Here is a 17,845-nt window from a genome sequence, read left to right as displayed (position 1 = left end):
CTGTTCGTCACCGCCAGGCTCGCCTCGGCCCGCGCGATCGGCACCTCCGCCGCCAGCTCGGCCTCGACCAGGATGCGCACCTCGCTTCCCAGTTCGCTGCTCGCCGGCGTGATCAGTTCGACATGGCGCGCCTTGCCAGCGATCAGCGCATCGAGCAGCGCGAGCAGCAGTACCGCGCCCGACCAGGCGGGGCCGAGCGGCCAGAGCGCGGGCGCGAACGCCGCCAGCCCGATCGCCAGCGGCGCCCCGCCCGCGATCAGCAGGCCCGCGCGCAGGGTGGGATAGGCTCCGATCAACGCGGCGCCTCGGTCCGATCAACCAGATCGGCGACGATCGTCTCGACCCGGCGCCCCTCGATCTCGGCGGCGGGCGACAGCAGGGTGCGGTGGCGCAGCACCGACGCGGCAAGCTGCTTGACGTCATCGGGGATCACATAGTCGCGCCCCTGCAGCGCCGCGCGTGCGCGCGCGGCATTGGCGAGCATGATTGCGGCGCGTGGGGAAGCTCCGCTCTCGAAATCGGCGGTCTCGCGCGTCGCACGGACGAGCCGCACGATATAGGCGACCACCTCGTCGACCAGCTTGACCTCGTTCACCGCCGCGCGCGCCGCGCTCAGCTCGTCGGGGGTGACCTGCGGCTGGATCGCGAAGGCCGCGGGCCGCTGGACACCGCTGCGCTTGCCATATTCGGCGACGATGCGGGCCTCTTCGTCCGTATCGGGATAGCCGACCAGCAGCTTGAACAGGAAGCGGTCGAGCTGCGCCTCGGGCAGCGGGTACACCCCCTGCTGCTCGATCGGGTTCTGCGTCGCCACCACCATGAAATGCGAGGACAGCGCATGACGCGTGCCATCGAGCGTGACGCTGCGTTCCTGCATCGCCTCGAGCAGCGCCGCCTGGGTCTTGGGCGGGGTGCGGTTGATCTCGTCGGCGAGCAACAGATCGGTGAAGATCGGCCCGCGAGTCAGCGTGAACTGGCTGGTCTGGAAGTTGAACAGGTTGGAACCGATGATATCGCCCGGCATCAGGTCCGGCGTGAACTGGATCCGCCCGTAATCGAGCGAGAGGCACGCGGCAAAGCACTGCGCCATGAAGGTCTTGGCGGTGCCCGGCGGACCTTCGAGCAGCACATGGCCGTTCGAGAATAATGCGATCAGCAGATGGTCGATGATCGCGTCCTGCCCGATGATCGCCTTGCCCATTTCGGCGCGGATGCGGTCCCCCAATGCATTGATATCGGCCAAGTTCATCCCATCCGTTCCTTTTTCCATCCATGAAGCGCGCGCGCAGCCGCCGCGATGGCGGGCCGGTCGCGCGCGCTGCGCATGTCGTTCAGCAAGGTCTCATAGCTGCGCCCGCTCTCATCAGCGGGCACCAGCGCCAGCCGCGCGTCGACCTCATCGACCGGCAGCGTCGGCGACAGGCCCAGCGCGCGCGCCGCGCGGTCGCGCAGCAGATCGGCATAGGCCGGCCCGATCAGATGCTCGCGCCCCAGCCGGCGCACCAGCCCTGCACTGCCCCGCACCAGCGCCGTCTTGCCGAAGCCGAACGGCCGCTCCTCGGAAAGCGGCGGGCCGAAGCGGAAGAACGCCATCCAGGCAAAGGCGATCGCCGCCAGCGCCAGGCTCGCCACCGCGCCGACAAAGGGCGGGCGGAACGCGACCGACAGCAGGTTTTCCGAGGCGCCGAGCCCATTCTGGGTCAAGTCGAACACTACGCCCTCGCCGCCGCCCGACCAGGCCGAATCGACGATCTGCAGCGCCTGTTCGGCCGTGTTGCGGTTCGCTAGGCCGAGATTGTTCATGAGATCGGCATCGGCGACGATGACCACCGGATAGCGCCCCTGCTGGATGCCTGGCGCTTGCGGCGCTTCATCGGGCGCGTCGGGATCGAGCGAGGGATACCAGCCGCCATCGTCGATCAGCGCCACGCGCGCCGCGCCGGTCGCCTCGTCGGCAAGCACGGTCTTCAGCTTGTCGCCGCTGATCGTCACGCGCGATTTCAGCGCCTGTTTGAGCATGGCATTCTTCTGAGCCGCCGTATCGGGCTGAAGGAACAGCATCGAAGCAAGCCGACTATCGACGCCCTCGATCCGCGTCTTGGCGGTCACCAGCCGCGCAAGCACCTGCGGCGCCTGGAGCGCGATGAAGGGCGAATCGAGCTCGACCCAGCCCTGCTCCAGCCCCTGGAGCGGCGTCACCTGCCATTTGGGCAGGATGATGATCGTCGGCCCGACGAACGCGCGCTGTTCGACCAGTGCCTGCAATTCTTCCGGGTCGCTGCCGAGTTCGGGCGTGACGATCACCAGGTCCTGCTGCTGCAGCGCTGCCGGATTGCGGGCAAAGCGGATCTCGGTCCCCGTCTTTTCGAGCAATCCCGCCAGCGCCGAATAGCCGACCAGGCTCGACGATGCGCCATGCGCCTGACCGTTATTGCCCGATTTGAGCGCACCGCCCGCGCCCAGCGCGTAGAGCAGCGCAACGAACGCGGCGAAACCGATAGCAAACATCAGCAGCACCGCGCCGCGTGCAAAGGGGTTGGCGCTGCCTTCTGCCGCCATCTCAGCCGCCATCCAGCGCGAAGGCGCGATAGGCCTCGCGCGAACTGTCCCAAGCGCTGCGATCGAGCGGACGCCGCGCGAAGAAGCTCGCCTCGACATGGCCCGCGATCACCCCGAACGCCTGGCGCGCGCGCTGCGACAGCGCATCGAAGGCGCCGATCTCGCGCGTGGTGGTCGAAGGGCGCAGCAGGTCGGGGCGCTTATCGGCGATATCCTCGATCGAACGGTAGAGCAGCAGATGCGCAGCCTCGTCGAAGCGGCCTTGTGCGGCCAGCCGGTCGGCCTCTTCGAGCAGCGCGCGCGCCTTTTCGCGATCGGGTACCCAGTGTTCGCGGGGCTCGCTTCGCCGCTCGCGCCAGTCGGCAAGATAGGGGGCAAGGATCACCCAGAGCATCACCAGCACACCCGCAAGCAACGCCACGAGCAGCAGCTTTTCCAGCCAGGGCCAGATCGATTCCAGCATCTCCGCCAGCGGGCGCAAGGTCTCGCCAAGCCAGCGCTGGACATCCTTCCACCAGCCGGGTGGCGGGTCGGGAGCCTTCGCGAATTTCGGCACGAACTGGATGCCGCCATCGCCGCGCACCTGCTCATAGGCCGCATCGAAACCCTCGCGGCGGGGTGCAGTAAGGACAGGGCCAGCGGTCACGCCGGTTTGATCGCAGAAGCCGAGGGGCTGAGCAAGATGAATTCAGGGCGGTACGGGCTATGGACCTTGGCACCGGGGCTGTTACGGTGGGTTTCACTTGACCGGGAATCGGTCGGGGACAAAACGTCCAGAAACGGAACCGGGGCAGATGGCGGGTACCGCAGAGAAGATCAGTATCGCCAATATCATCACCAATGCTTTTGGTTTGCTCGGCCGGCATGCGGTGGTCTTCTTCGGTTTTCCGCTCCTTCTGTTCGGCGCGCCAAGTCTGGCGATTACCTCGCTCTTCGGTCTTGAGGCCGACTTCGGCAATTTTGACGGTCCTTCGTCCGCCTATGCCATCGTGTTCGGCTATGCGCTGGCAATGGCCGCCGTCTACGTGTTCCTGCAAGGTCTGTTGATGCTTGTCGCCGTGCAGGATCTTGCCAGGCAGCCAAATTCGCTGGCAAATTGCATAACTCAGGCTGTTCGCAACTTGCCTGGATTGTTGGGCTTGGGCCTGGTCATCATTGCAACCTTCATTCTGATTGCTGCCGTGATGACCCTGCCGGTATTCGGCTTCAGCTTGCAAATCCTCAGCGTCCAGAGCCTCGATGGTGCACCGTCGATGATCGTCACCACGCTCGCGATCGTGCTGATCGGCATCATCGTGTTCGTATATCTGTCCTTGATGTGGATGGTCGCCATTCCCGCCAAGGTGGTCGAGCCGATCGGGGTGTTCGCGGCGCTCGGTCGCAGCCGCAGGCTCACCGCCGGTTCGCGGCGGCGGCTGCTGCTGGTCGGCGTCATTCTCTTCTTCTTCAACGTCGCGGTGTCGCTGCCGCTGGGGCTGATCGCCCAGTTCGGACCGGTCGTCGAGATGCTTGCCAACGTGCTCGGCAGCGCGATCAACATCGCCTTCGCTTCGGCCCTGGTGGCTTCGGCCTATATCGAGCTGCGCGCGGTGAAGGAGGGTGCGAGCACCGACGAGCTCGCCGACGTGTTCGCCTGAGCTGCCGGCGCGCCAGCTAATCCCGGCGCGCCGCTGGCCCGATCAGCCGAACAGCCCGGCCAGGTCCTTCTTCAATATCTTGCCATTGGCGTTGCGCGGCAGCGTCTCCTTGCAGAACACGATCCGCACCGGCACCTTGAACGCGGCGAGACGCTCGCGCACCCAGGCCTGGAGCTCCGCCTCGGTCGCCTCGGCACCGGGGGCAAGATGCACCACCGCCGCCGGTTCCTCGCCGAGCGTGCGGTGCGGCAGGCCGATCAGCGCCGCGTCTGTCACGGCAGGGTGATCGTAGAGCACGTTCTCGACCTCGGACGAGTAGATATTCTCGCCGCCCCGGATGATCATGTCCTTGGCGCGATCGACGATGTAGCAGAAGCCCTCCTCGTCGAGCCGCGCGAGGTCACCGGTGCGCACCCAGCCATCGACGAAGGTCGCCGCCGTCGCCTCGGGCTTGTTCCAGTAGCCCTTCACGATCTGCGGACCGCGCGCCCAGAGTTCGCCCACCTGCCCCACCGGCAGTTCGGTCTGTCCATCGGCATCCATGATCTTGAGGTCGCACACCGGTACGGCGGGGCCGCAGCTGTCGGGACGGTTGAGATAGTCCTCCGCCGAATGGCTGGTCACCGTCGCCATCGTCTCGGTCATCCCCCAGCCATTGCCGGGCAGCGCGCCGAACACCTCGCGGATCTTGCGCACCAGTTCGGGCGCGGACGGCGCACCGCCATAGGAAATCGCCTTGAGCGAGCTGAGGTCGTACTTGTCGCGGTCGGGATGCTCGATCAGCTGCCAGGCGATGGTCGGCACGCCGCCGGTCGCCGTCACCTTCTCGCGCTCGATGATCTCCAGCGCGCGCGTCGCATCCCATTTGTGCATGAACACCAGGGTCGATCCGCCGAACATCACTCCGGTCATGCCCGCACTGCACGCGGTGACGTGGAACAGCGGGATGACGGTCAGCAGCACCGCAGGCTCGGGCGCGGGCGGTGCCTCGCCCCGGCGCAAGGCGGATCGCACCCCGGCATAGGCAGTGGTGAGGATATTGGTCGTCATGTTGCGATGACTGCCCAGCGCGCCCTTGGGATTGCCGGTGGTGCCCGATGTGTAGAAGATCGTCGCCGCATCATCGGGCGCGATGTCGACCGCCGGAAGCTCGGCCGGGGCCAGCTCGGCATAGGCAGGCGGGGCGCCGATCACATCTTCCAGCGCCCGCGCCCGATCCGGTAGCTCACCCCGGCTGCGGCCGATCAGCATCGCCTCGAGCGCGTCCAGTTCGCCGAGATGCGGGGCGATGCGATCGAGCCGCTCGGCATCGGCGATCAGCAGCTTCGCGCCCGAGTCCTTGAGGCCGTATGCCAGCTCCTGCCCGGTCCACCAGGCGTTCAGCGGTACCGCGATCGCGCCGATGCTGACGATCGCGAAAAAGGCGACCGGCCATTCAGGCAAGTTGCGCATGGCGAGCGCCACGCGGTCGCCCTTGGCGATGCCCGCGGCGGTGAGATGCTGCGCCAGCGTCGCGGTGGCGCGGAACCAGGCGTCATAGCTGACCCGCTCGCTCTCATAGACCAGGAAGGTCTTGTCGCCATGGCTGCGCGCGATCTGCGCCAGTGCGGCGAGGCTGGGCGGCGCGTTCTTCCAGCAGCGCGTAGGAACGCCCTCCACCTCGACCGTCTCCATCTGGAACGGCTGGCCGGGTGCGCACAGCATCGCCTCGATCTGTTTGAGCGACAGGGCGGGCCAGCCATCCGGCGCGCTCCAGCTGTGGCTGGCGGCAACGGGGCTGGTCGGGCTCTCGGTGAGCATGGGCAGGCGATCCTCTCGTTATCAATTTACGTTTGCGTCAAGTCTATGGAAATGCCCGCGACACGCAATGGCTGATTTGCAGGATCATTTGGGAGGCTGGCGCGTAACTGCCTTTTGCGGGTGTCACCGCAATTATAACATATGTTAATAACTTGATTTCGCTGGATATTTGTCTCTGTCCGCCTAAAAGCACGCGTGCCGAGTATGAGACCAGGTTCGAATGATGGGGCGGTTCGGCGGGTCGGCTGGACGCCCCTATTTGCAGGAGCCCGACCATGTCAGACAGTTGTTTCGTTGTCCGACTGAACCGTTATCTTGATCTGACCCCCACCGAGAAAAAGGCGGTCGCCAGTCTCGAGCGCGAACCTCGCGATTATCCGTCAGGCAGCATGCTGTGGCAGGAAGGCGACGATCTTTCCGAACTGCTGATCGTGCATCAGGGCTGGGCGCTGTCGGAAAGCCGTTTGCCGACGGGCAAGCGCCAGATCCTGCGCTTTCATTTTTCGGGCGACATGATCGGCGCATCGGGCATCGCGTTTCGCGATGCGCCCTCGAGCATTGTCGCAGCGACCGACATGGTCGTCTGCCGCTTCCCCCGGCGCGCGCTGGGCGAGACTTTCATCGAGCATCCGCGCCTGGCTGCGCTGTTCTTCTCGATCAGCCAGATGGAAAGCATCGACCTGTACGATCGCTTGCGCGCGCTGGGGCGCAGCGAGGGCAAGGCGCGGCTCGCCAACCTGTTCCTGTCGATCGCGGCACGAATGCGCGCGGTCAGCGGACAGCACAATCCGGTCATCCGCATTCCGCTGACCCAGAGCGACCTGGGCGATGCCGTGGGGCTGACGCAGGTGCACGTCAATCGCCTGATCCGCCAGATGACCGAAGAAAAACTGATCACGCGGAACCGCAGCACCGTCACATTGGTTGACGAGCCGAAGCTGATCGAGCTCGCAAGGTTCGTTGACCGCTTTAGCGCGCTCGACTCCAGCTGGTTCCCTTCGCCTCGGGGATAGTCGAGGCACCTGTATCGACCTTCAGCGGACAGGTCCGCTAGAAAGCTGACCGAATGTCTGAACTGGATTTTCTCGCCCAAGCCTTCAAGGTTACACATGGCAAGGGCGAGACTGGGGTTGTTGACGCCCGCGACACCTTGCAGCGGATGAACTCCGCCTTCCGCATCCTCACCGACGCCATGCCGCAGATGGTGTGGTCGACGCTGCCCGATGGCTATCATGATTATTACAACGCGCGCTGGTACGAGTTCACCGGGGTACCTGCCGGTTCCACCGATGGCGAAGGCTGGAACGGCATGTTCCATCCCGACGATCAGGACCATGCCTGGAGCATCTGGCGGCATTCGCTGGCCACAGGCGAGCCATATGAGGTCAACTACCGGCTGCGCCACCACAGCGGCGAGTATCGCTGGACGCTGGGCCGCGCGCTGCCGCTGCGCAACGCACGCGGCGAGATTGTCCGCTGGATCGGAACCTGCACCGATATCCATGAATCGAAGATGATGGCCGAGGAGAACGAGGTTCTCAGCCGCGAACTCAGCCATCGGATCAAGAACATCTTCGCGGTGATCAACGGGCTAATCGGGATGTCGGCGCGGCAGAACCCCGAATTGCGCCCCATGGCAGCAGAATTGCAGGACCGGATCGCGGCGCTGGGCCGGGCGCATGAATTCGCGCGCCCGCACAGCGAGCAATCGCGGCCGGTCACCGTGGAATCGACCTTGAGCGGCTTGCTCACCGAAATCCTGGCCGCCTATCCTGCGCTCGGCGAAGGCCGTCTGACGATCAGCGGCCACGATCCCGAGATCGACGACCGCAGCGCCACGCCGATCGCGCTCGTGTTTCACGAACTCGCGACCAACTCGGCCAAATATGGCGCCTTGTCGTCGATGTCCGGGTCGGTCAGGATCGAGGTCGCGCAACTCGACGACAGCGTGTCGATCCACTGGATCGAGGCCGATGGCCCCGAGATTTCGGGCCCGCCTTCCGAGACGGGCTTCGGGACGCGTCTGGTACAATTGGCGATCACCCAGCAGCTTGCGGGCGAGATCGAACGCGACTGGCGGGCAACCGGCCTGCGGGTCGACATGCGCGTTGCGGCCAGCCGGCTCAAACGCGTGGAGGGTGCCCCGGTCTGACGCGACCGGACTTGCCGTCGGAAGCGCCGGTGGCGATCAGTGCGTGAGCAGCGTGAGTCCCGGCGGCGGCGCTGGCGTCGGCGCACCGTCGCGCGCGGCCAGCGCGAAATCCACCGCGTCGACGACCTGACGGCTGTCCGCCGGCTTGATCATCACGCCCAGCGCTCCGGGGATGGGAACATCGATCTGGCGGGGATTCGCCGTCACGAAAATCACCGTGCAGCCAATTTCCTGGCCGAGCCAGGCGCCGATCGAGGGACCGGTCGCGCCGTCGCACAGGTTGATATCGACCAGGGCGACCGTCGGGGCCTGTTCGGCAAGGCGCATCGCCGATTTCCAGTCATCGCCCACCCCGATCACCTCATAGCCCGCATCCTCGAGCCCGACCTGCATGTCGAGCGCGACGAGGAATTCGTCTTCAATGATGAGGATCCGGGCAGTCATGGTGATAGCTTGGTCATTTTCCTGGGCGCCGGGCCATTTCGGTCGGCTTCTGGAGCATCAAACCAATGGCGTGGCATAAAGTTTCATCGATTGATTGATCCATGTTAATCGATAGCGTCAATTCATCGCAGAGTCCGATCGAGCGTTTCCACCAACGGGGGACCGGTTTCGACAAGTGGATAACGGCGCGATTGCCGCGCGGTTAATCGCGTGTTAGCGGCATCGTATACGCTGTGTCGCCCGATCACTGCCGGGCCAGGCGATCATTCAACAGGGACATTCGTCACATGCCATCCTTTCGCCAGACCATGCTGCTTCTGGCGAGCGCTGCGCTCGCCGCTCCGCTCGCAACATCCCCCGCACTCGCCCAGGCCGCAACCCAGGCCGCACCGCAATCCGAGGATGCGCGGCTGACCGCCCTGTTCGCGGCCGATGACGAAGCGAGCCTGAAGCGCAACCCGCTCAACGGCCTGTTCCGCGGCGATACCCGCTATGCCGACCGGCTGGGCGATTATGTCACCGACGCCTATTTCGACGGCGAGCGCAAGGCGGCCGAGGACAATCTGGCGGCGCTAGCCAGGATCGATCGCACCAAGCTGACCGCGACCAACCAGCTCGCCTTTGACATTTTCGAACGCAACCAGAAGGACACGATCAAGGGCCTGTCCGCCGACTATCTGCCGCTGACGGTGGTCCGGCCGATCAACCACTTTTTCGGCTTCCACACCTTCTATCCCAATTTCGCGTCGGGCACCGGCACCGCACCGTTCAAGACCGTGACCGACTACGAGAACAATCTGAAGCGTCACAAGGAGTTCGTGACGCTGCTCGACCGCTCGATCGAGCGCTTCAGGCAGGGCCAGGCGTCGGGCGTGGTCGAAACCAAGCTGACCATCCGCAACGTGATCGAGCAGCTCGATACCCAGCTCGCGCAAAAGCCCGAGGAATCGCCCTATTTCGGCCCGGTGAAGACGTTCCCCGCCGATTTCAGCGAGGCTGACAAGGCGCGCTTTACTGAGGCCTATCGCAAGACGATCACCGACGACATCTACCCGGCCTACAAGCGGCTGCGCGATTATCTCGCCAACGACTATCTGAAGGATGCGCGCGAGGGCGTCGGCCTCAAGTACATGAAGGGCGGCGACAAGCTCTATGCCTATCTGATCGAGCAGACCACCACGCTGCCGCTGACCGCGGACGAGGTGCACAATCTGGGGCTGAGCGAGGTCAAGCGCATCCTCACCGAGATGGAAGCGATCAAGACCGAGGTCGGCTTCAAGGGCACGCTGCCCGAGTTCTTCAACCATCTGCGCACCGACCCCAAGTTCAAGATGCCGAGCCGCGAGGCGCTGACCCAGGGCTATTACGATATCGGCAAGAAGGTCGATGCGGTCATCTCGGCCCAGTTCAAGGTGCTGCCCAAGACCCCGCTCGAAATCCGCCCCTATGAGGAATTCCGCGAAAAGTTCGAGGCGGGCGGCAGCTATCAGTCGGGCAATCCCGATGGTTCGCGGCCCGGCATCTTCTATTTCAACGCCTATGACCTGCCCAGCCGCACCACCCCGGGCATGACGACGCTGTACCTGCACGAAGGTGCACCGGGCCATCATTTCCAGATCAGCCTGGCGCAGGAAAACGAGGCACTGCCTGCGTTCATGCGCTTCGGCGGCAATACCGCCTATGCCGAAGGCTGGGCGCTCTATGCCGAAAAGCTCGGCTATCCGATGGGGCTGTTCAAGGATCCGTACCAGCGCTTCGGTCATCTCGACGACGAGATGCTGCGCGCGATGCGGCTGGTGGTCGACAGCGGCATCCATTCGAAGGGATGGACCCGCGAGCAGGCGATCAAGTACATGCTCGACAATTCGTCGATGGGCGAGACCGACGCCACCGCCGAGGTCGAACGCTATATCGCGATCCCCAGCCAGGCGCTGGCCTACAAGATCGGCGCGCTGACCATCCAGCGGCTGAAAGCCAAGGCCGAAAACGAACTGGGTCCGAAATTCGATCCGCGCGAGTTCCACGACCAGGTGCTCAACACCGGCGCGCTGCCGATGAGCGTGCTGGAAGCAAAGATCGACCGCTGGATCGCGGCCACCAAGGGCTGATTCCCCTGCCCGGTCCGGTCGTTGACGATCAGGATAGGACCCCGCCCTGGCGCATCGTGCCGGGCGGGGTCTTGCTGTTTGTGCGTGCCACGCCGCGCGCAAGCCGCAGCCTGGTCGCAGGGGTCGGCGCGGACGCCGATGGCCGTCCGGTTTTGCAACTTCGCATCGCCGCGCCGCCCGCAGAGGGTGCAGCCAATTCGGCACTCGTCGATCTGCTGAGCAGCGCTTTGCAGGTTCGCAAACGCGATGTGACACTGCAATCCGGCGCAACCGGACGCGCCAAGCAGGTGATGGTGAACGGTGAGGGCGCGGTGCTCGTCGCGCGGCTGGAAGCCCTGATTCGCGGGAACGCCACCAGATCGGCGCAATAACATTTGCCAGTCTGGCGCATCTTATGCACTCTTGCCGCCGTATCTGGCGCAAGAGCCAGCATGGGGGGCGGACACGGGCAATCATGGACATTCGAACCGACGCGTGGCCGCCACGCACCGATGATCGTCCGCCGACCCTGCTTTCGCGCCTCGTGCGCCGTCTGCTGCTGCTGCTCTATCGTACCCATGGCTGGCGCGCCGAGGGCGTGGTGCCCGAACCGCGCCGCTTCGTCATCATCGCCGCGCCGCATACCAGCAACTGGGACTTCCTCTATTTTCTCGGCCTGACGGGCGATCTCGGCATCAAGGCGCATTTCATGGCCAAGACCTCGCTGTTCCGCTGGCCGATGGGGCGGTTCATGCGCGACATGGGCGGCGTGCCGGTCGAGCGCAGCTACAATCGCGGCCAGGTGCAGCAGATGGTCGAGGAATTCGCGCGGCGCGACGAGTTCATGCTGACCATCGCGCCCGAGGGCACGCGCGGCAATGTCCGTCAGTGGCGCACCGGCTTCTACCAGATCGCGCTCGCCGCGCGCGTGCCCCTGGTCTGCGGGCTGATGGACTATGGCCGCAAGGTCGGCGGACTCGGCCCAGCGATCATGCCCACCGGCGATTATGCCGAGGACATGAAGAAGATCATGGAATTCTACAAGAGCGTGACCCCGCGCTACCCCGACCGCGCGGGCACCGACATCATCAAGGACAGCCGCCTGTGAGCCCCGTGACCGACGCCATCCCCCTTTTGCTGCACAATCTGGTGCTGATCTTCGGCGTGATGATCGTGCTCTGGGGTGTTGCCGTGGCGATCAAGGACGTGTCGTTCATCGATGCCGTCTGGCCGATGGGCATGGTGCTGCTGGCTGCGACCACATTCTGGCTGAGCGGCGCGGCCTCGCCCGTGGCGGTGATGCTGCTCGCGCTGACCGCGATCTGGGGGATGCGACTGGGGCTGCACCTGTTCGTGCGCTGGCGGCGCAATGGCGTCGATCCGCGTTATGCGAAGATCATCGCCTCGGCGAAGGAGAAAAAGGGCTGGAGCTTCGCCCAGACCGCCTTGCTGCAGGTGTTTCTGCTGCAGGGGCCGCTGCTGTTCATGGTCTGCCTGCCCGCGCAGCTTGGCATATGGCGCGGCGGTGAGCTGGGACCTCTGGCGCTGCTCGGCACGCTGGTCGCGGTGATCGGCATCGCGTTCGAGACGATCGGCGATGCCCAGCTGGAAAAATTCCGCGCCAACCCTGCCAACAAGGGCAAGGTGCTCGACACCGGCCTGTGGCGCTATACCCGGCATCCCAATTATTTCGGCGATGCCTGCACCTGGTGGGGCATCTGGCTGGTGGCGCTTGCGACCGGCTGGGATGTCGCGCTCGCCAGTGTGATCGGCCCGCTGTTCCTCAATTTCACATTGGTGAAATGGAGCGGCGCGGCGATGCTCGAGCGCGGCCTGAAGAAGACGCGCCCCGAATATGCCGACTATATCGCGCGCACCTCGTCCTTTTTTCCCTTGCCGCCGCGCAAGGGCTGACAAGCGCGCGATGATTACCGGGTCTTAAGGCTTGTCGGTTAAGCCTGTCCGCCGATACTGGCAGCAGGCAGCGCGCACCCATGACCAAACCGCTTGACGATATAACCGCGATGATCGCCCAGAGCCGCGCGCTCGGGCCGGACGAAACGCTTGCGCTGCGCCGCGTGGTATGGCCCGATGGCCGCATCACTGCGAACGAGGCGGCCATCCTGTTCGAGCTCAACCGCGCGAGCAGTGCGCCGAGCAGCGAATGGGTCGATTTCTTCGTCGAGGCGATCACCGTCTATGTCGTCGAGCAGGCCGAGCCGCGCGGCTATGTCAGCGACGAGAATGCCGACTGGCTGATGGCGGCGATTGACCAGGACGGCAAGGTCGACACGCTGGCCGAGCTCGAACTGTTGGTAAAGGTGATCGAAAAGGCCGAGAACGCGCCCGAGCGCCTCAAGCATTATGCACTGGAGCAGATCCGTCGCGCCGTGCTGCAGGGCGAAGGCCCGACCCGCTGCGGCGGCGGGCTGATCCCGGGCTGCATCGGAACCGCCGAGGTGCGGCTGCTGCGGCGCGTGCTCTATGCCACCGGCGGTCTGGCGCCGGCGCATATCAGCCGCGAAGAGGCCGAACTGCTGTTCGCGATCAAGGACGCCACGCTTGGCGGCCAGAACGCGCCCGAATGGCAGACATTGTTCGTCCAGGCGATGCGGCTGCACCTGATGACCGATCAGCGCTTCCGCGCGCTCAGCCGCGAGGATGCGCTGCGCCTCCATGCCTTCATGGCCGATACCAAGGCGGGGGTCGGCAGCTTTTTCGGGCGGATGTTCCAGTCGATTGGCGAGCCTGCCGGTGCCGCGGCAAAGGCCGCGCCCGTTCCCGCGACCGACGAGGGGATCAGCGACGACGAGGATAGCTGGCTGCAGGCGATGGTCGAGGCAGACGGCGCGCTCGATCCGCTCGAACGCGCGCTGCTCAAGGCACTGGCCGAGGATTGACCGCATCGCTCTTGCGCTGAGCGGCCGCTGCTGACAGATTCAGGGAGCAAGCCGGAAAGGATATCCGGCCAAACCCCTGTCATCTGCGGAACTGTCGCCATGCATCACGATGCCGCGCTCGAGAAACTGACGCACGACCATGTCTTTGCCAGTGCCCATGCCGACGAGAGCGAGCGGCGCACCTGGTATGTCGTCGCGCTCACCGCGCTCACCATGGTCGCCGAGATCCTGGGCGGCTGGTGGACCGGATCGATGGCGCTGCTCGCCGATGGCTGGCATATGGGCAGCCATGTCGCGGCGCTGGGCCTGGCGGGCTTTGCCTATCATTTCGCGCGTACCCGTGCCGGCGACCGGCGCTTCTCGATGGGCACCGGCAAGGTCGGATCGCTGACCGGATTCAGCAGCGCGCTGCTGCTCGGCGTGGTCGCATTGCTCATGATCTGGGAATCGGGACACCGGCTGCTCGCCCCCGTCGCGATCGACTATCGCGCCGCGATCATCGTCACGGTGATCGGCCTCGCGGTCAATGTGGCGAGCGCGTTCCTGCTCGGCGGCCACGAGCACCATCACGATCATGACCACCACGATGACCATCATGATCACGATCATACGCATCACGACCATCATCATGACCACAATCTGCGCGCCGCCTATGTGCATGTTCTCACCGATGCGCTGACATCGGTGCTGGCGCTGGTCGCGCTGGGCGGCGGCTTGTGGCTGGGCCTAGCCTGGCTTGATCCGGCGATGGGGATCGTCGGTGCAGGCGTCATCCTGTGGTGGGCGGCGGGGCTGGTGCGGCAGTCGTCGCGCGTGCTGCTCGACATGGAAGCGAACCCGGCGATCGCGCAGCAGATCCGCGAGCGGATCGAAGGCGATGCCGACAACCGGGTGGTCGATCTGCACCTCTGGCAGGTCGGCACCGGGCATCTCGCGCTGATCGTCTCGCTCGCGACGCATTACCCGCGCCCGCCCGCGCATTATCGCGCGCTGCTCGGCGAGATGCCGCTGCTCTCGCATTGCACGTTCGAGATCATCCCGTGCGACGATGCGCGCTGCGAGCCTGTGCAGGCGTGACAGACCCGCTTTTCCCGCGCCGCCATCGATGCTAAGCGCGCGGCCATCATGAGCCAATATTCCTCCGATCTGCTCCGCCTGCTCGACGCGCGCGGCTATATCCACCAGCTGACCGATGCGGCCGCGCTCGACGCGCTGGCGACGAAGCAGGTCGTGCCCGGCTATATCGGGTTCGATCCGACCGCGCCCTCGCTGCATGTCGGGTCGCTGGTGCAGATCATGCTGCTCCGCCGCCTGCAGCAGACCGGGCACAAGCCGATCGTCGTGATGGGCGGCGGCACCGGCAAGATCGGCGATCCCAGCTTCAAGGACGAAGCGCGGCGGCTGCTGACCACCGACACGATCGCGTCGAATGTCGCGTCGATCAAGCGCGTGTTCGAACGCTTCCTGACCTTTGGCGACGGCCCCACCGACGCGATCATGGTCGACAATGCCGAATGGCTCGACAAGCTCGAATACATCCCGTTCCTGCGCGACATCGGCCAGCATTTCTCCATCAACCGGATGCTGAGCTTCGACTCGGTCAAGCTGCGGCTCGACCGCGAGCAGTCGCTGAGCTTTCTCGAGTTCAATTACATGATCCTCCAGGCCTATGATTTCCTGGAACTGTCGCGCCGGGTCGGTTGCCGGCTGCAGATGGGTGGGTCCGATCAATGGGGAAATATCGTTAACGGCATCGAGCTCGCGCGCCGCGTCGACGGCACCGAGGTCTATGGCGTCACCACCCCGCTGATCACGCTGGCCGACGGCGGCAAGATGGGCAAGACCGAGAAAGGCGCGGTCTGGCTCAACGAGGATGCGCTGCCCGCTTATGATTACTGGCAGTTCTGGCGCAACACCCAGGATGCCGATGTCGGCCGCTTCCTGCGGCTGTTCACCGACCTGCCGCTCGACGAGATCGCGCGGCTCGAAGCGCTGCAGGGATCGGAGATCAACGAGGCCAAGAAGGTGCTCGCCGATGCCGCCACGACCATGTGCCGCGGTGCCGAGGCTGCGAAAGCGGCGGCCGAAACCGCGCGCGCGACCTTCGAGCAGGGCCAGGCGGGCGGCGATCTGCCGAGCATCCGCGTGCCCGCCGAGGGTCTGTCGATTGTCCAGGCGAACACGGCGCTGGGCTTCACCGCCTCGAACAAGGAAGCCAAGCGCAAGATCGAGGAAGGCGCCGTCAGGGTTAATGGCGAGAAGGTCCAATCCTTCGAATTCATGGTTAAGGCGGGCGACAAGGTGAGCCTGGGCCAGAAGAAGCATGGACTTGTGCTGGCCGAGGATTGACATGCCACGCCCCAAGTAACCGGTGGCACCATTTACACTTTGTTGGTAAATTTGCTCGAAGGTGACCTTCAGCAAACACGCTTCAACGGGTGGGAAATATGTCCAGGGGTGCGAAACTAGCCGTCGTCGAAAAACGCCAGGCGGCGCGTCATGTCGTCAGTCATCCGACGATCGCGGAGCATCGACATCTGGGCGATATCAAGACGCATATCGTCAACATCTCGGCCAACGGCTTCATGACCGAGGGCGACATGCCGCTGGCCAAGGGCGAGCGCATTACCGTGCGCCTGCCGGTGATCGGACGGATCGAGGCGCACCTGATCTGGTCGCTGGGCGGCCGTGCAGGCTTCCAGCTCGAACGCGTGATCCGGCTGAACGAGTTCAACCAGATGGTCGAGCAGCTGGGCGGCAGCCCGCCGCCATTCGGTCGCCGCTGAGGCTATTTCCGGCCGAACAGCCGTTCGATATCGCCATGCGCCAGCTTGACCCAGGTCGGGCGGCCATGGTTGCACTGGCCCGAATGCGGGGTCACCTCCATCTCGCGCAGCAGCGCGTTCATCTCGGCAACCGATAGCACGCGCCCGGCGCGCACCGATCCGTGACACGCCATGGTCGAGGCGACCAGATCGAGCCGCTCCTTGAGCGACAAGGCCGCATCGAATGTCGCGAGTTCATCGGCGACGTCCTGAACGAGGCCGTGGACATCGCCCCCGCCCAGCATCGCCGGAGTCGCGCGCACGAGCACCGCGCCGGGGCCGAAACGCTCGAGCTCCAGACCGAATTCGGCGAGTTCGGCGGCGCGTTCCTCGATCCGGTCGCACGCGGTCTCGTCCATCTCGACCACTTCGGGGATCAGCAGCGCCTGCGCCGCGACCCGGCCACCATCCGCCGCCTTGCGCATCCGTTCGAGCACCAGCCGCTCATGCGCGGCATGCTGGTCGACGATCACCAGCCCGTCTTCGGCCTCGGCGACGATATAGGTCTTCGCGATCTGTCCGCGCGCGATGCCCAGCGGGTAGCGCTCGGCCATCGGCACCGGCTGCGCGGCCGGCTCGGCGCGGCCCATCGGGGCGGCGGCCATGAACGGCTGGCTGCGCTCGGCGACACTCGTTGCCGCAAGCCAAGTGGGTTCGTGCTGCGGCGCGGTCGCGATCGCGGGCGCGCTGAACATGTCCGGATCGCGCAGCGGCGACGGCGCGACCGGCTCGCTCTGCCAGCGCGCCAGAGCGCCTTCGGCCGGGCGCTGCACCGCACGGAATCCGCCCTCGTCGAGCGCGCGCCTCAGCCCCGACACGATCATCCCGCGCACCATCGCCGCATCGCGAAAGCGCACCTCGGTCTTCGCCGGATGGACGTTGACATCGACCTCCTGCGGCGGAACGTCGAGGAACAGCGCCACTACCGGGTGCCGGTCGCGCGCGAGCATCTCGGCATAGGCCGCGCGCACCGCGCCGATGAGCAGCCGGTCGCGCACGGGCCGCGCGTTGACGAACAGGAACTGGTGATCGGCCACGCCGCGATTATAGGTCGGCAGTCCCGCGACGCCGGTGAGCCGCACGCCTTCGCGCTCGAAATCGAGCAGCACCGCATTGTCAGCCAGCGTCCGCGCGGTGAGCGACGCAATGCGCGTCAGGCGGGCCTCGCCGGGCTGGACCGAGAACACCCGCCGTCCGTCCGATTCGAGCGTGAAGGCGATATCGGGTCGTGCCATCGCCAGCCGCTTCACCACATCGCTGCACGCCGCATATTCGCTGCGCGGCGAACGCAAGAACTTGCGACGCGCCGGTACCCGCGCGAACAGACTGTCGACCCGGATGCGCGTGCCCGGCGGCAATGAGGCGGGGCCATTCTCGACCACATCGCCATGGTCGACCACACGCCGCCAGCCATCGCCGGTCGCGGTGCGGCTGGCGATCG

Annotated in this window: 17 protein-coding genes and 1 pseudogene; 11 read left to right on the top strand and 7 right to left on the bottom strand. The window is 65.3% G+C overall.

From position 1 onward, the window contains the following. The 4 genes and pseudogenes from DM995_RS21630 to DM995_RS02955 form a co-directional block, all read right to left on the bottom strand. A pseudogene (locus DM995_RS21630) lies at nucleotides 1-296 on the bottom strand (DUF58 domain-containing protein); the annotation flags it as partial. Then, nucleotides 293-1,249: an AAA family ATPase gene (locus DM995_RS02965; RefSeq protein WP_116968443.1), complete on the bottom strand. Its 957-nt coding sequence runs from the start codon at nucleotides 1,247-1,249 to the stop codon at nucleotides 293-295. The pseudogene DM995_RS21630 and the gene DM995_RS02965, both read right to left, overlap by 4 nt. Continuing rightward, nucleotides 1,246-2,571, bottom strand: a complete 1,326-nt coding sequence (locus DM995_RS02960) for a DUF4350 domain-containing protein (RefSeq protein WP_116968442.1) — start codon at nucleotides 2,569-2,571, stop codon at nucleotides 1,246-1,248. The genes DM995_RS02965 and DM995_RS02960 overlap by 4 nt, the downstream gene beginning before the upstream one ends. Further along, a complete protein-coding gene (locus tag DM995_RS02955; RefSeq protein ID WP_116968441.1) occupies nucleotides 2,561-3,205 on the bottom strand; it encodes a hypothetical protein in 645 nt (214 codons plus the stop codon). Before DM995_RS02955 ends, DM995_RS02960 begins: the two co-directional genes overlap by 11 nt. A 148-nt stretch (nucleotides 3,206-3,353) precedes the next feature. Here DM995_RS02955 and DM995_RS02950 point away from each other — a divergent pair, with 148 nt between their 5' ends. Then, a complete protein-coding gene (locus DM995_RS02950; RefSeq protein ID WP_116968440.1) occupies nucleotides 3,354-4,196 on the top strand; it encodes a hypothetical protein in 843 nt (280 codons plus the stop codon). A gap of 42 nt (nucleotides 4,197-4,238) precedes the next feature. Here DM995_RS02950 and DM995_RS02945 read toward each other — a convergent pair whose 3' ends face one another. Continuing rightward, nucleotides 4,239-5,996 (bottom strand): class I adenylate-forming enzyme family protein, encoded by a 1,758-nt coding sequence (locus DM995_RS02945; protein WP_023837453.1) that lies wholly within the window; start codon nucleotides 5,994-5,996, stop codon nucleotides 4,239-4,241. Between the two features lie 275 nt (nucleotides 5,997-6,271). On the opposite strand from DM995_RS02945, the gene DM995_RS02940 reads away from it, so the two are divergent. Together DM995_RS02940 and DM995_RS02935 are read left to right on the top strand one after the other, a co-directional pair. Next, the gene (locus DM995_RS02940; protein WP_023837452.1) at nucleotides 6,272-7,009 is read left to right on the top strand and encodes a Crp/Fnr family transcriptional regulator; all 738 of its coding nucleotides are present in this window, start codon (nucleotides 6,272-6,274) and stop codon (nucleotides 7,007-7,009) included. Nucleotides 7,010-7,062: 53 nt separating this feature from the next. Continuing rightward, on the top strand, nucleotides 7,063-8,148 hold the full coding sequence (locus tag DM995_RS02935; RefSeq protein WP_116968439.1) for a PAS domain-containing protein: 1,086 nt from the start codon (nucleotides 7,063-7,065) through the stop codon (nucleotides 8,146-8,148). Nucleotides 8,149-8,184: 36 nt separating this feature from the next. On the opposite strand, the gene DM995_RS02930 is transcribed toward DM995_RS02935, so the two are convergent. Next, on the bottom strand, nucleotides 8,185-8,592 hold the full coding sequence (locus DM995_RS02930; RefSeq protein WP_023837450.1) for a response regulator: 408 nt from the start codon (nucleotides 8,590-8,592) through the stop codon (nucleotides 8,185-8,187). A gap of 308 nt (nucleotides 8,593-8,900) precedes the next feature. Between DM995_RS02930 and DM995_RS02925 the strand changes: the two genes are divergently transcribed. From DM995_RS02925 to DM995_RS02890, 8 genes are all read left to right on the top strand, one after another. Further along, nucleotides 8,901-10,700: a DUF885 domain-containing protein gene (locus DM995_RS02925; RefSeq protein WP_232824004.1), complete on the top strand. Its 1,800-nt coding sequence runs from the start codon at nucleotides 8,901-8,903 to the stop codon at nucleotides 10,698-10,700. A gap of 71 nt (nucleotides 10,701-10,771) precedes the next feature. Next, the gene (locus DM995_RS02920) at nucleotides 10,772-11,071 is read left to right on the top strand and encodes a DUF167 domain-containing protein (RefSeq protein ID WP_286164923.1); all 300 of its coding nucleotides are present in this window, start codon (nucleotides 10,772-10,774) and stop codon (nucleotides 11,069-11,071) included. A gap of 152 nt (nucleotides 11,072-11,223) precedes the next feature. Beyond that, nucleotides 11,224-11,787: a lysophospholipid acyltransferase family protein gene (locus tag DM995_RS02915; protein WP_232824003.1), complete on the top strand. Its 564-nt coding sequence runs from the start codon at nucleotides 11,224-11,226 to the stop codon at nucleotides 11,785-11,787. After that, nucleotides 11,784-12,593: a DUF1295 domain-containing protein gene (locus DM995_RS02910; RefSeq protein ID WP_353653347.1), complete on the top strand. Its 810-nt coding sequence runs from the start codon at nucleotides 11,784-11,786 to the stop codon at nucleotides 12,591-12,593. Before DM995_RS02915 ends, DM995_RS02910 begins: the two co-directional genes overlap by 4 nt. Before the next feature lie 80 nt (nucleotides 12,594-12,673). Further along, nucleotides 12,674-13,579, top strand: coding sequence for a hypothetical protein (locus DM995_RS02905; RefSeq protein ID WP_116968437.1), 906 nt, complete (start codon nucleotides 12,674-12,676; stop codon nucleotides 13,577-13,579). Nucleotides 13,580-13,678: 99 nt separating this feature from the next. Further along, the gene (gene dmeF / locus DM995_RS02900; protein WP_116968436.1) at nucleotides 13,679-14,656 is read left to right on the top strand and encodes a CDF family Co(II)/Ni(II) efflux transporter DmeF; all 978 of its coding nucleotides are present in this window, start codon (nucleotides 13,679-13,681) and stop codon (nucleotides 14,654-14,656) included. A gap of 48 nt (nucleotides 14,657-14,704) precedes the next feature. Continuing rightward, nucleotides 14,705-15,928 carry a tyrosine--tRNA ligase gene (gene tyrS, locus DM995_RS02895; protein WP_116968435.1) on the top strand — a complete coding sequence of 408 codons (1,224 nt, stop codon included), beginning with the start codon at nucleotides 14,705-14,707 and terminating at the stop codon, nucleotides 15,926-15,928. Between the two features lie 98 nt (nucleotides 15,929-16,026). Further along, nucleotides 16,027-16,365, top strand: coding sequence for a PilZ domain-containing protein (locus DM995_RS02890; protein ID WP_023837442.1), 339 nt, complete (start codon nucleotides 16,027-16,029; stop codon nucleotides 16,363-16,365). 2 nt (nucleotides 16,366-16,367) lie between these two features. Here the strand turns inward: DM995_RS02890 and mutL are convergent. Then, a partial coding sequence (gene mutL, locus DM995_RS02885) for a DNA mismatch repair endonuclease MutL (RefSeq protein WP_157973269.1) occupies nucleotides 16,368-17,845 on the bottom strand: 1,478 nt, incomplete at its 5' end.

Source organism: Blastomonas sp. UPD001 (genome assembly GCF_003426715.1).
Lineage (GTDB): Bacteria > Pseudomonadota > Alphaproteobacteria > Sphingomonadales > Sphingomonadaceae > Blastomonas.
Note: the sequence above shows the minus strand (reverse complement) of the source record. Positions and strands in the feature narration are given on the sequence as shown.